General features: G+C 69.9%; 12 protein-coding genes and 1 pseudogene. 7 read left to right on the top strand and 6 right to left on the bottom strand.

Going from position 1 to position 13,205, the window contains the following annotated elements:
* Together HEQ75_RS20945 and cydD are read right to left on the bottom strand one after the other, a co-directional pair.
* Nucleotides 1-559: pseudogene (locus tag HEQ75_RS20945) on the bottom strand (thiol reductant ABC exporter subunit CydC); the annotation flags it as partial.
* A complete protein-coding gene (gene cydD / locus HEQ75_RS20940; RefSeq protein ID WP_168034066.1) occupies nucleotides 556-2,229 on the bottom strand; it encodes a thiol reductant ABC exporter subunit CydD in 1,674 nt (557 codons plus the stop codon). The gene cydD and the pseudogene HEQ75_RS20945, both read right to left, overlap by 4 nt.
* 125 nt (nucleotides 2,230-2,354) lie before the next feature.
* On the opposite strand from cydD, the gene HEQ75_RS20935 reads away from it, so the two are divergent.
* From HEQ75_RS20935 to HEQ75_RS20915, 5 genes are all read left to right on the top strand, one after another.
* Nucleotides 2,355-3,260 (top strand): polysaccharide deacetylase family protein, encoded by a 906-nt coding sequence (locus HEQ75_RS20935; protein ID WP_168034065.1) that lies wholly within the window; start codon nucleotides 2,355-2,357, stop codon nucleotides 3,258-3,260.
* Complete coding sequence (locus HEQ75_RS20930) at nucleotides 3,257-3,778, top strand: lipocalin family protein (RefSeq protein WP_168034064.1); 522 nt, start codon at nucleotides 3,257-3,259, stop codon at nucleotides 3,776-3,778. The genes HEQ75_RS20935 and HEQ75_RS20930 overlap by 4 nt, the downstream gene beginning before the upstream one ends.
* A gap of 358 nt (nucleotides 3,779-4,136) precedes the next feature.
* Complete coding sequence (locus HEQ75_RS20925; protein WP_209318690.1) at nucleotides 4,137-4,814, top strand: hypothetical protein; 678 nt, start codon at nucleotides 4,137-4,139, stop codon at nucleotides 4,812-4,814.
* Nucleotides 4,811-6,397, top strand: a complete 1,587-nt coding sequence (locus HEQ75_RS20920; protein ID WP_168034062.1) for a S1 family peptidase — start codon at nucleotides 4,811-4,813, stop codon at nucleotides 6,395-6,397. The genes HEQ75_RS20925 and HEQ75_RS20920 overlap by 4 nt, the downstream gene beginning before the upstream one ends.
* Nucleotides 6,398-6,399: 2 nt before the next feature.
* A complete protein-coding gene (locus tag HEQ75_RS20915) occupies nucleotides 6,400-7,299 on the top strand; it encodes a hypothetical protein (RefSeq protein ID WP_168034061.1) in 900 nt (299 codons plus the stop codon).
* A 134-nt stretch (nucleotides 7,300-7,433) separates the two neighbouring features.
* Here HEQ75_RS20915 and HEQ75_RS20910 read toward each other — a convergent pair whose 3' ends face one another.
* From HEQ75_RS20910 to HEQ75_RS20895, 4 genes are read right to left on the bottom strand one after another with little or no spacing between them, the layout of a single operon-like run.
* A complete protein-coding gene (locus tag HEQ75_RS20910) occupies nucleotides 7,434-8,270 on the bottom strand; it encodes a GNAT family N-acetyltransferase (RefSeq protein WP_168034060.1) in 837 nt (278 codons plus the stop codon).
* Between the two features lies 1 nt (nucleotide 8,271).
* The gene (locus HEQ75_RS20905) at nucleotides 8,272-9,027 is read right to left on the bottom strand and encodes an SDR family NAD(P)-dependent oxidoreductase (protein WP_168034059.1); all 756 of its coding nucleotides are present in this window, start codon (nucleotides 9,025-9,027) and stop codon (nucleotides 8,272-8,274) included.
* Nucleotides 9,024-10,388, bottom strand: coding sequence for a formimidoylglutamate deiminase (locus HEQ75_RS20900; protein WP_168034058.1), 1,365 nt, complete (start codon nucleotides 10,386-10,388; stop codon nucleotides 9,024-9,026). The genes HEQ75_RS20905 and HEQ75_RS20900 overlap by 4 nt, the downstream gene beginning before the upstream one ends.
* Complete coding sequence (locus HEQ75_RS20895; RefSeq protein ID WP_209318689.1) at nucleotides 10,385-11,125, bottom strand: UTRA domain-containing protein; 741 nt, start codon at nucleotides 11,123-11,125, stop codon at nucleotides 10,385-10,387. Before HEQ75_RS20895 ends, HEQ75_RS20900 begins: the two co-directional genes overlap by 4 nt.
* A gap of 68 nt (nucleotides 11,126-11,193) precedes the next feature.
* Between HEQ75_RS20895 and HEQ75_RS20890 the strand changes: the two genes are divergently transcribed.
* Nucleotides 11,194-12,168 (top strand): Bug family tripartite tricarboxylate transporter substrate binding protein, encoded by a 975-nt coding sequence (locus tag HEQ75_RS20890; protein ID WP_168034056.1) that lies wholly within the window; start codon nucleotides 11,194-11,196, stop codon nucleotides 12,166-12,168.
* 14 nt (nucleotides 12,169-12,182) lie between these two features.
* Nucleotides 12,183-13,196 (top strand): ornithine cyclodeaminase family protein, encoded by a 1,014-nt coding sequence (locus tag HEQ75_RS20885; RefSeq protein ID WP_168034055.1) that lies wholly within the window; start codon nucleotides 12,183-12,185, stop codon nucleotides 13,194-13,196.
* Nucleotides 13,197-13,205 lie beyond the last annotated feature (9 nt).

Below are 13,205 nucleotides of genomic sequence, written 5' to 3'. Positions count from 1 at the left end.
GCTGCCCGGCGGCGGCGGCGCCCGGCGCCAGCAGCGGCGGCAGCAGCAGGGCGGCGGCCAGCGGCAGCGCCACCAGCGCCGCCAGGGCGGGGTCGATCGCGCCCAGCAGCAGCGCGATCGCCAGCACCGCCGCCGCCCCTGCCGCACCGGGCACCAGCGCGCCGAGATAGACGCGATCCAGCGCATCAATGTCGGAGACCAGCCGGCCCAGCAGGTCGCCGGCGCGGCGGAAGCCGAGGCCCGCCGGCAGGCGCTCCGCCAGGCGGCGGAAGAACCAGATGCGGGTATCGGCCAGGGCGCGGAAGGTGGCGGCATGCGTCACCAGCCGTTCCAGGTAGCGGAACACCGGCCGCAGCACGACCACGGGGCGCAGCCACAGCAGGGCCAGGCTGCCGGTGAAGAGGGTGGCGGCGGTGACGCCTTCCGCCACCGCGCGCCCCGCCAGGCCCAGCAGCGCCAGCCCGGCCAGCACCGCGGCCACCGCCATGGCGATGCCGGCCAGTAGCCAGGGCAGGCGGGACCGCCACAGGCCCAGCACGCGCAGCAGGTCCGTCCTCATTCCCCGGCCATCCGTGGGCCTGGCGCGCGCCCGGCCTCGATCGCCAGCACCCTTCCCAGGGCGCGCTGCGCGGCGCGGGAATGGCTGGCGACGATGGCCGTCCGCCCGGTGCAGAGGCGCCGCAGGCTGTCCAGCACCTCCGCCTCCGTTCCCGGGTCCAGATGCGCCGTGGGTTCGTCGAGCAGCACCAGCGGCGTGTCGCGCAGGAAGGCGCGGGCGATGGCCACCCGCTGTGCCTGGCCGCCCGAGAGCCCGTACCCGCCCTCCCCCACCAGGGTTTCCAGTCCCAGCGGCAGGCCCTTGGCGAAATCCGTCACCCGGGCGGCGGCGGCCGCGGCCTCCACCTGCGCGGCGGTGGCCTCGGGCCGGGCCAGGGCGATGTTCTCCCGGATCGTGGCGCGGAACAGATGCGCGCGCTGGCCGACATAGGCGGACAGGCGACGCAGCTCCGCCGGGGCCAGCTTCGTCGCATCCTGCCCGTTCAGCGAGATGCGCCCCGAATCCGGCCGCCGGAATCCCATCAGCAGCCGCAGGACGGAGGATTTGCCGGCGCCCGAAGGCCCGGCCAGCACCAGCGTCTCCCCCGGCAGGACACGGAAGGACAGGCCATCCAGCGCCGGCGGACGCGTCGGGTCGTAGGTCAGGCGCACATCCTGGAAGCTGACCACCAGGCGGCGCGGCATCTCCTCCAGCACCAGGCCGCCTTCCGCCGGCACCGCCAGCAGCGGCGCCAGTTCCGCCGCGGCGCCGCGCGCGCCCAGCCTTTCGTGATAGGCCTGGGAGAAGGCGCGCAGCGGGGTGAACAGGGCCGGCACCAGCAGCAGGCAGAACAGCGCGCCGGCCGGGTCCGGGTGGTTCTGGCCGAGGATGGCGGCGTGGCGGATGGCGAGGCAGGCGATGGCGCCGGCGGCCAGCGCCTCCATGGAGGCGGAGGACAGGAAGGCCACGCGCAGCACGCGCATGGTGCGCTGGCGCAATTCCTCCGCCGCACGGCCCAGCGCCTGGGCCTCCGCCTCCTGCCGCCGGAACAGCACCAGGGTGGGCAGGCCGCGCATGCGGTCGAGGAAGCGACCCGAAAGCAGGTCCAGCGCGGCGAATTGCCGGCGGCTGGCCTGGGCGGCGCCGATGCCGGTCAGCGCCATGGCCACCGGCACCAGCAGGGCGGCGACCAGCAGGATGGCGCCGCTGGTGGCATCCACCGCGAAGCCGGCCCCGGCCACCAGGATCGGCCCGGCAATGGCCAGCGCCGCGGCCGGCAGCCAGCGGGTGAGAAAGCCCTCCAGCGCCTCGATCCGGTCCACCACCAGCGCCGCGCGTTCCCCCACCGGCCGCGGGTCCGCGGCGCCGAGCGCCAGCAGACGGTCGAAGGCCTGGGCGCGGAGGCGGGCCTTCGCGGCCTCCCCGGCCGCCAGCAGCGCCCGTTCCTGCGCCACGCCGAGCCCGGCGGAGACCAGCGCCAGCGCCGCGGCGGCGCCCAGCGCCGGCCAGCCCGCGGCGCCATGGCCGAGCAGCCCGGCGATCAGCCCGGCGATGACCCAGGCCTGGGCGATGCCGAGGACAATCTGCGCCACGCCCAGCGCCAGCGGCAGGCCCAGCCGCCCACGCGCCGCCCGCGCCTCGCGCTGCAGCAGCGCGGACGCCGCATCCCCCCCCTGTTTCGACCGTGCCATGACCGCCGCAGGATAGGGCAGCGGGGCGCGGTGGTCATCACCCCCCCGTTAACGGCGGACGCGGTTAAGGCTTGCCCGGCGCCGGGAAATCCCCAAGCTCCCGCCCATTGCGCCGGAGGCCCGCCATGCTGCCCACCCATGGACGCTACGAATACGCCGCCTGGCGCGGCCGCACGCCCTATGCCTGGCCGGGCGGCGCGCTGCTGGCCGTGTATCTGGGCGTGAACCTGGAGCATTTCGCCTTCGGCGAGGGGCTGGGGGCGGAGCTGGCACCGGGCGGGCCGCAGCCGGACGTGCTGAACTACGCCTGGCGCGACTATGGCAACCGCGTTGGTGCCTGGCGGCTGCTGGACCTTCTCGAGTCGCTGGACCTGCCGGCGACGGTGCTGCTGAACAGCGCGCTTTATGAACACGCGCCGGAGCTGGTTGCCGCCCACCGCGCCCGCGGCGACGAGATTGCCGGCCATGGCCGCACCAATGCCGAGCGCCAGTCGGTGCTGACCGAGGCCGAGGAGGCGAAGCTGATCGCCGAGGCGACGGCGGCGATCCGCCGGCACGAGGGCAAGGCGCCCTGCGGCTGGCTCAGCCCGTGGATCGCGGAAAGCCGCGCGACGCCGGACCTGCTGGCGGAAGCCGGCTATGGCTACACGATGAACTGGTGCGCCGACGACGCGCCCTTCTGGATGACCACCCGCGCCGGGCGGCTGCTGGCCATGCCCTACCCGCAGGAGGTCAACGACATCCCCGCCATCGTCGCCCGCAAGGATGGCGCGGCGGCCTTCGCCGACATGATCCTGGACGATTTCCACGAGAGGCTGGCGCAGACGGCGGATGGGCTGCCGCAGGTGATGGGCATCGCGCTGCACCCCTATATCATCGGCCAGCCGCACCGGATGCGGCACCTGCGCCGCGCGCTGGCGGAGATCGCCTCCCACCGCGCTGCCGTCTGCATCACCACGGCCGGCGCGATCTGCGAGCATATCTCCGCCCTGCCGCCCGGCGTGGTGCCGGGTTCGGAGTGGGTGCGATGAGGCGCGCGCTGTTCCTGCTGCTGCTGCTGGGCGCCTGCGCCGGCGCGCCGCGGCAGCCGCCGGTGGAAACGGTGGCGCAGGTGGACCTGGCCCGCTATGCCGGCACCTGGTTCGAGATCGCGCGGTTTCCGAACAGCTTCCAGGACGGAAGCGGTCGCGTCTGCACCCACACCACGGCGACCTACACGCCAAAGCCGGACGGCACGATCGGCGTGACGAACCGCTGCCGCGGCGCCGACGGCGCGCCGCGCGTGGCGGAGGGCAGCGCCTATGCGGTGCCGGGCAGCGGCAATGCGAGGCTGCGGGTGAGCTTCTTCTGGCCCTTCTACGGCGATTACTGGGTGGTGGGGCTGGACCCGGCCTATCGCTGGGCGGTGGTGGGGGCGCCGGGGCGCGACTACTTGTGGGTGTTGTCCCGCACGCCGAGCCTGGCGCCGGGGGATTATGCGGAGGCGGTGATCACCGCGGCGCAGCAGGGGTTTGAAGTGACGCGGCTGGTGGCGACGCCGCAGGAGTAGGGGGGGGGTTGGGGCCGGGCTGCGGGGCACGGCTTGGTCGGCCATCCTTGTGCCTGTTGCGTGAAGCAGCGTGGTGCATGCTGGCTTGATCCGCCTGCTGGTCATTTTCCTGCCTGTACCCAATTACGGGCACATTTGTCGCGTGCAGCATCGGGCACACCGAATCCACAGGCCGAGCCAACGAGGAGGCGAGCGGAACGAGTGCGAGAGTGTTAGTCGCCCGCTATCGCCAACCCTTCGCCAACAACCTCAACGCATTATTTCCTTCTCATTCTGCAACGCACTCACCTAAGCTGTCGGGGTGGCGGCAGCTTTTGGCATAGCCCATGATCGAAGCTTGACCTTTTGGGGGGCGCGCATGAGCATATCTTTGCGAAAGATGTTCGTGCGCGATGTTGCTATCGCTGGGGTGCTACTCGGCGGCATGACTGGCGCACTAATCGGTCTGTCGGAGAGCCCTGTAGCCGGCGTTGCCGTGACCGCTACTTTAGCTTTGGCAGGCGCATTGGCAGGGAGCGCCGCCGCATCGAACCGTCTACTATTTATGCGGTGGCGGATTTTTGTGCTCTTTGTCACGCCCTTCGTGCTTGGACTTCTTCCATCAATGGCTGGGGGGCTGGTTTGGCGAAGCACGCAGCCGAGCCCTGGAGAGCAGTTGATCGCCAGCTTACGCGGCCTGGGAATGAACAACAGGGAGATAGCCGATCAACTCGGTAAGGCTGCTGCAGCAGGTGGTGGAGCAGCTGTTATTTTTCCGCCGTTGTCGCCTCTTCGCAGCGCTTCTGGTACGGCGGGAGCGGAAACGCCCTCTGCAACAGTCTCAATACCGCAATGCAGCAATTCGCTGCTTCGCCCCCCGGCCGGCCAAACTTTGCTGAGCGATCCCGTGTTCATCGAGCGGTTTGATCGTCAACCGGGGCGGTTTGCCGACATGGCAGCCTGGGTGCGCAGGCAACCATTGCCCCCAAATATGCAGGAAAGCACCTTCCGCCTTGCACTGCTCTCAGCGGCTCGGTTTGGGGCGTGCGGATCGTGAGTCGGCTCGTGATCTGGGCAGTAGTGGTCACGCTGCTGAGCTGGACAGCGGCCAAGGCCCAGCCACCGGCGTGGATCGAGCAGCATGCTCGATCAATCGTGCAGGTCACATTCCTGCCCTGCCACATCCGACCCTGCGAGGAAGGCAGGACGACTGGTACGCCACGCTTGGCCTCCGGCTTTCTGTTTCGACTTCCAAACGGTACCGTCGGCATTCTGACTGCGCTGCACGCCGTGTGTGGAGACGGCCTGAAGCGCTACCGGTTCGGCTCGATTTCTGGCGATGGGCTCGGGACCGCCCTCCAGGAAACTTCGGTGGAACTGGCGCATGCAGGTCACGACCTAGCACTCCTCCGCATTACAGCGACACTTCCGCCGGGGGTTGTGCCGCTCGAGGCGGAGTACCGCGCAGATCCGCGTGGACTCCAAGCCACCATCCTTGGGCACGCAGAGCGCGCGCCGAAGGTCTTGGATTCCAGAGCTGATATCCGCAGCCTTGCGCGCCAGTTAAACGCCATTCTGGCGGAGGACCTGCAGATCCGGCTGGCCCGGCTCGGCTTCCCTGATCTTTCGCAGGCGGTTATCGGGGTGCAGAATGCGATTGCACCTGGTGATTCTGGTGCCCCGCTCATCGCCCCATCCGGTCGGGTCGTCGGTGTCGCCAATGGCGGCGTGCCAGCCGCAGGTACTTATATTTCCTGGGCGATCCCGATCGACGCCGTGCATGCCCTGCGACCAGCTTCGGAGGTCTTGCCACAGGTTTCCTGCGCGGGTCTCGACTCAGCCCAACGCAGCGCGGAGGTCGACCAGATCTTCTACCTCGATCAGCTTATGGCGGGCGACCGACCTTTGCGCGGTGGCGTGTTGCAGGCGCATTTGGTCTTGCGCCTTGCAACAGCGGTCGGGCCGCTGCGCGCTTATGCCAACTGGCTGCGCGAGAAGGTTGGCTTCACCCTTCCACGGGAAAGTGGCGCAGCTTTTGGAGCCGCTCCAATCGCGTGGAACGCCCCACTGTCGCCGCGCAATCTGCCGAGCCCGGACGGCGCCGCATTACTCGACACTTTCGCCCGGCTTCGAGTTCGGCTTGCTTGTTTCGATGCTGCCAGCGCGCGGCGGGTGCAGGCGGCGACGCAGCCGACGACCGAGGGCGCGCTGCTCGTCGTGGAGATCCCGATTGGTCCGCTTGAGCCCGGGTTCAACCACGCTGGCGTTCTTCTTTCGCTCAGCGATCACTTCAACCGGCGCCTCGTCAATCTTCACCGCGCATCGTGGATCATGGTCGATCCCTATGTTCCTGGCACACGGCTGCAGCGGCGGTTTACCCGCGCTGCGGATCTGCTGGGCGGTTCCTGCCGCGTCGATCTTGACGACCAGCCAGGGCGTCTGTCCTGGCAGGAAGCAGCAATGCTCGACGGGATGCTGCGCCTTACGCTAATGGTGAGCGAGACGGTGACACTCACAATGCTGCATCCGGCACTCATACCAGCCGGCACACATGGCGAGCGTTGGGAGATCTGGGGCCAGCTACCCTTAAGGCCTGACCCGCTCGGAGTCGATCCAATGGCTTTCGCGATGTGGCGTTAACCATGCGAACATTCACAGTCTTCCTTGTACTGCTGAGCCTGGCGGCTGCGCCTTCTACAGCACAACCATCGTGTCGTGTAGAAAGACTCGATTACATTGACACATCGGCCAATCTGGCCGAGAAGATAGAGCGATGCGTTTTGATGCGCCGGGTTATCGAAGTGGATGAGCTTCGCGGCTTTGCGAGGAGTTTCGATCCGACTGGTGCGGCACTTTCCATTGGACAGGTGCTGGCCATACGGCCTCTTTCCGCCGGTGGTGATGTCGATCTGGCAGGCTTGGCTGTGCCGTGGTTCAGCCGAAGTGGCTTTCACGTCGTATGTGAGCGGCTCAATCGGGCCTTCAGCGCCCTCAACGAACGCTGCCCGCTTGCCGGGATTTTTAGCGTCGATATTGGAACGATCCTGAACACCATCTTCACATCCGACCCGAGGAGTCTTGGAGCAGCGCCAATGCTGTTGCATCCGCTGCGTATTGAGCGTGCGGCGTTCGTAGGCTCACACCTCCGTCTGGAAGGGCGAGCGACGTCGCCCATTGTGGTCCAGTCTCTTCGGATCGAAGACAGCCGGCTGGAATACCTTGCCTTGCGACATCTTGTGGTACTCGGGAATCTCGAAGTGGCGGGATCGTCAGCATCGGTCTCAATCGAGAATGTCATGGTGCTGGGCGACGTCGATTTTCGTGGCAGCAGGCTCGAAAGCCTTTTCGTCCGCGGTCTGCGTGGGGCAGGTACGCTGCGGCTCTCGGATTTTCCTGTTTCGCAATGGTCTGTGCGTGGCGCCGTGTTCCGGAGCGTCGTCGGCGATGTTGAGAAAGTGTGTGCCGGCAGTAGCGAACAGTGCCCAGATTGGCGGAGACAAGACATTGGGAGGTTTATCACGGAGGCAGTCAGCTATCATTGAATTGATCGAAATATTAAAAATGGAGTCTGGGGGCCTTTTATGAGCAGATGCGCCGCGATTGGGCCTGCGCTGATTGGGTTCAACTACTCGCCTTCGTGCTAATATCAGCGGCCAACCCCACGCCAGTTCGCCCCCTACCCCAACTCGAAACTCATCACCCCGAACAGCCGCTCCGCCCGAATCGCCGGCGCCGGCCCGGTGTACATGCGCGCCGTTTCGAATCCCGGCGCCAGCCCGAGGCGCTCGGCCAGCGCCACCGCGGCGCGGTGGGGTTCCGGCACGTCCAGGAACACCGGGCCATCCGGCACGCGGGCCAGCAGGGCGGCGGCCAGGGCCTCGGCCACCTCCGGCGTTTCCGCCACCAGCGGGCCGAATTTGTGCCCCTCCCGCGCCGGGCGGATCACGCCGAAGCCGGTGGCCGCGCCATCCTGCACCGCCGCCAGCGCCACATGGCCGGGCTGGTCGATCCAGGCGCGGAGGTAGGCGGCGCGCGCCGCCGGGAACACGCTGCGGTCCAGCGCCGCCAGCGCGGCGAAGGGCACCTCGGCGGCCGGCACGATGCCGCGCACGGGCACCGGCGGGCGCACCGGCACGCCGCCGAAGCGGATGTTGTTCCAGGCGAGGCTGAAACCGGATTTCCGGTAGTTGTCCTGCTGCGCCACCACGCCATCCAGCCCCACCAGCCGGCCTTCAAGCTGCGCCATGGCGCCGCGCCACACCGCCATGCCGTGCCCCTGCCCGCGCGCCTCCGGCCGCGCGATGTAGAAGCCGATGAAGCCGAAATCGGCGCCGTAGCGCGTGGCGGCGATCAGGCTGAGCAGTTGCGCGCCTTCCTCCATGGCCAGGAACAGCCCGGGATCCTGCGCCAGGAAGCAGGGCAGGTCCGCCAGGCCGGGGTTCCAGCCCTCGGCGGCGGCCCATTCGATGGCGGTCACGGCCTGCGCCGCGCTCAATGTCACCAGGCGTGCCATGTCAGTGCATGATGTCCCCGCCATTGGGCGACAGCGTCGCGCCCACGAAGAAATCCCCGCCGGGGGAGGAGGCCAGCAGCAGCGCCGCCGCCGCGATCTCCTCCGGCTGGCCGACGCGCCCGATGGGCAGCTTCGCCCCCGTGCGCTCGGCCCAGTCCGGGCCAAGCTGCGCCGTCAGGTCGGTGGCCACCGGCCCCGGCGCGATGGCGTTCACCAGGATGCCCAGCGGCGCGCCCTCGAAGGCCAAGGCGCGGGTGAAGCCGATCAGCGCCGCCTTGGCGGTGCAATAGGGCACGATGTTCGCCGCGCCCTTCAGGCCAAGCTGGCTCGCCGTGGTGATGATGCGCCCGCGGCCGCGCGCGGCCATGCCGTCCCACACCGCCTGGGCGGCGAAGAAGCTGGCCTTGACGTGCACATCCATCACCCGGTCGAACATGTCCTCCGTGATGGTGCCGATGGCCCCGCGCAGGTTGAGGCCGGCATTGTTCACCAGGATGTCGCAGGGGCCGAGTTGCGCCTGCGCCTGCGCGATGAAGCCGCGCAGCGCCGGCAGGTCCGCGACATCGACGGCGGCCGCGACCGCGCGGCGGCCCAGCGCCTCGATCTGCGCGACCACGGCCGCCGCGCCCTCGGCGTCGTCCAGGTGGCAGAAGGCGATGTCGGCACCCTCGCGCGCGAAAAGCAGCGCGATGGCGCGGCCGATGCCGCGGCTGCCGCCGGTGATGATCGCCACCTGCCCCGCCAATTGACCACTCATGCCAGAAGCCTCCGCATTGCCGCGCCGAATTCGTCCCGGATCGCCATGGCGTGGATGTGCCGCCCGGCCTCCACCACCACGCGGCCGCCCACCATCACGGTCTTCACCGGGTTGGACTGGCCGCTGAACAGCCAGGCATCCAGCAGCGCATCGCCTTCCCGCCCGATCAGCGTCGGGTGCTGCGCATCGAGTTCCACCAGGTCGGCGCGCAGCCCCGGCGCGAGGGCGCCGGTCGGCCGGCCGCTGGCCTGGGCGCCGCCGGCCAGCGCCGCGTCCAGCAGCGTGCGCCCGGGATGCGGGTTCTGGTCTGCCGTGGCGACGGATCGGGAATTGTCCCTCAGGCGCTGGCTGGTTTCCAGCTGGCGCAATTCGTCGCGCGGCGCGGTGCCCACATGGCTGTCCGTGCCGATGCCGAAGCGGCCGCCGGCGGCGAGATAGGCGGGCAGCGCGAAGATGCCATCGCCGAGCGAGGCCTCGGTCGTCGGACACAGCCCGGCGACGGCGCCGCAGCGCGCCAGGCCCTCGATCTCGCCGGCATCCATGTGCGTCGCGTGGATCAGCACCCAGCGCGCATCCAGCGGCGCATTGTCCAGCAGCCAGCGCACCGGGCGCGCGCCGGTGGCGGCCAGGCATTCCGCGACCTCCTTCGGCTGTTCGGCGGCGTGGATGTGGAGGGGGCCGGTGAAATCCTGGATGGCGCGCAGCATCTCGGGCGTCACGGCGCGCAGCGAATGCGGGGCAAGGCCGAGCGCCATCTGCGGATCGCCGCCGATGGCGGCCCGCATGGACTCCACGATGGTGAGGAAGCCGTCCAGGTCGTTCAGGAAGCGCCGCTGCCCCGCATGCGGCGCCACGCCAAAGATGCCGCCATGGCGGTACAGGCTGGGCAGCATGGTGAGCCCGATGCCGCTGCGCCGGGCGGCCGCGATGTTGCGCCGCGCCATCTCCGCCCGGTCGGCATAGGGCGTGCCGTCCGGCTGATGGTGCAGGTAGTGGAACTCGCAAAGACCCGTGAAACCGTGCTCCAGCAGCTCGACATGCAGCTGCGCGGCGACGGCCTCCGCATCCTCCGGCGCGAAGCGGCCGACGAAGCGGTACATCGTCTCCCGCCAGGTCCAGAAGCTGTCCTGCCCCTGCGGGCTGCGGCGTTCCGCGCCGCCGGCCATGGCGCGCTGGAAGGCGTGGGAGTGCAGGTTCGGCACGCCCGGCACCACGGCCCCGGCCAGGCGGCGCACGCCGCCCGGCGGCATGGCTTCGGGGGTGACGGCGCTGATGAAGCCGGCGGCGTCGGTCTCGATCAGCACCTCCCGCGCCCAGCCTTGCGGCAGCAGCGCGGTGGCGGCGAGAAGCTGGGTTGTCATGCCTTCCGCATGCCCGCTTGCGGCGCTTCGCGCAACCGGGTGGTGGCGGTGGCGCGGCTGGTCAACGCGTGGCGGTCCCCCGGATAGGTCAGGCGCACGGCGGTGATCGGCCTGCCCTGACAGCGGCTGATGCGGTCCAGCACCAGGCAGGGCGCGCCGGGCGCGATGCCGAGCAGCGCCGCCGCGGCGGCATCGGCAGCCAACGCCTGGATGCGATGCTCGGCCTCGGTCCAGGGTACGCGGTCCAGCAGCCAGGAGCCGGGCGGCACCGCGCCGAAGGCTTCCGCCGCGGCTTCCGGCACCGCGTCCAGGTTGATCAGCCGGTCCTCCAGCGCGTGCGGCGTGGCGCCGGCCATGTGGCGCACCTGCAGCGCCAGCACCCGGGCACCGCGCGGCAGCGGGCCCAGCCGCGCCCGATCCGCCGCGCCGGCCGCCCGCAGCGTGCGCTTCAGCACCGCATGGGAACGGCCGGGGCCGATGGTGGCGCGCATGTCGGGGATGCCGAACAGCGCCTCCTCCGCCCGCGGCATGGCGACGAAGCTGCCTGCCTTGCGGCGGCGCACCACCAGCCCGGCCGCCACCAGATCCGCCAGCGCGCGGCTTGCCGTCATGCGGGAGACGCCATGCGCCGCGACCAGTTCCGCCTCCGACGGCAGCCGGTCCCCGGGGCGCAGCGCACCGGACAGGATGCGGCCTTCGATCTCGGCGCGGATGGCGGCGTGGCGCGGCTTGGGCATGCGATTATGTCTAGACATAATGCATGGCCGCCAGCAATGCTTGCCGTTGTCGGAACGGAGTTCTCCCCATGCCCCGCCTCACCCGCCGCCTGCTGCTCGGATCCGCCCTGGCGCTGGGCGCCGCACCCGCCCTGGCGCAGGGCTTCACGGCCCAGCGCCCGGTGCGGATCATCGTGCCCTTCGCGGCCGGCGCCTCCATGGACGGGTCCGCCCGCATCCTCGGGCGGGGGCTGGAGCCGCGTTGGGGCCAACCGGTGGTGGTGGAAAACCGCACCGGCGCGGGCGGCAATATCGGCGCGGGGCTGGTGGCCGCGGCGGCGCCGGATGGCCACACGCTGCTGGTGGCGGCGGCCGGCATGATGACGGTCAGCCCGCATCTCTACCGCGACCTGTCCTTCGACCTGGTGCGCGACCTGGCGCCGGTGGCGATGATCGGCACGGTGCCGAACGTGATGGTGGTGCCGGCTGCCTCCCCGGCCCGCACGGCGCAGGACTTCGTGGCGCTGATGCGCGCCGCCGGCCGGCCGGTGAACTACGGCTCTCCCGGCAGCGGGTCCTACATCCATGTCACCGGCGCGCTGTTCGCGCGGGAGACGGGGCTGGCGGCGGAACACGTCGCCTATCGCGGCAGCGCGCCGGCGCTGATCGACCTGGCGGCGGGCCGCGTGGACGTGATGTTCGAGAACATGCCGGGTGCCCTGCCCTTCATCCGCGATGGCCGCCTGCGGGCGCTGGCCGTCACCTCGCCGGCGCGCAACCCGGCGCTGCCGGAGGTGCCGACCACGGTGGAGGCCGGGCTGCCGGGCGTGCAGGCGGTGGCCTGGTTCGCCGTCTACGCGCCGGGCGCCACCCCCGCCGCGCTGCGCGCCAGCATCGCGGCCGATGTCGCCGCCGTGCAGAGCTCCGCCGAGGGCGCTCGCGCCCTGCAGGCGCTGGGGCTGACGGTGGAAGTGATCGGGCCCGAGGCCCTCGCCGCTTCCGTCGAGGCGCAGCGCCGGACCTTTGGCGAGATCGTGCGCGCCGCCAACATCACCCTGAACTGATCGGACCGCAGCCCATGCCCGGCGAGCACCCGCCCGTCTACGTCGATTTCCTCAACGGTCCCGACATCGCCGAGCTGGCGATGACGAATGACGAGATCCTGGCCGCAATCGAGGGCCAGCTGGCCGCGCAGGGCCGTGGCAACACGGTGGTGGATGCGCGGATGCACCACATGCCGGGCCTGGCCAACGGCCATTTCAATGTGCTGCGCGGCACGATCAAGGAGGCGATGAACGTCTCCGGCGTCAAGGTGGTCGGCGACTTCGTCGACAACTACAAGGAGAACCTGCCGAGCGAGCTGGCCACGCTGCTGCTGATGGACCCGACCAACGGCAAGCCGCGCGCGATCCTGGACGCCTCGCACATCACGGATATGCGCACCGGCGCCGTCACCGCGATCGGCGCCAAATACCTGGCGCGCCAGGACAGCAAGGTGCTGGGCCATATCGGCGCGCGCGGCTCCTCCTACTGGAATGTCCGGCTGCTCGACCACCTCTTCGACTTCGAGGAGATCCGCGTGCATTCCCGCCGCAAGGAATCGCGCGACGCCTTCGGCGTCAAGCTGTCGCGCGACCTCGGCAAGAAGGTGATCGTGACGGAGGATTGGGAATCCTGCCTGAAGGGCGCCGACATCATGGTGGAGGCCTCCCGGCTTTCCGCGCCGGAGCCGCTGTTCAGGACGGAATGGATCAAGCCCGGCGCCTTCGTCTGCCCCTATGGCACGATGAGCGCGCTGGAACTCTCCATCACCAGCGTGATGGACAAGATGCTGATGGATGACTGGGGCCAGGCGCGGTCCGGCAAGCTGGGCGCCATGCGCCAGCATGTCGATGCCGGGCTGCTGTCGGAGGCGACGCTGCATGCGGAACTCGGGCAGGTGGTGGCCGGGCTGAAGCCGGGGCGCGAAAGCCCCGGGGAGACGATCCTGCTGTGGCATCGCGGGCTGTCCATCTCCGACATCGCGCTGGGCCATGCCATGCTGGAAAAGGCGCGGCGCACCGGCATCGGCCAGCGGCTGCGCTGGTTCTGAAAGGCCCGT

The organism is Falsiroseomonas selenitidurans, from assembly GCF_012103215.1.
Lineage (GTDB): Bacteria > Pseudomonadota > Alphaproteobacteria > Acetobacterales > Acetobacteraceae > Falsiroseomonas > Falsiroseomonas selenitidurans.
Note: the sequence above shows the minus strand (reverse complement) of the source record. Positions and strands in the feature narration are given on the sequence as shown.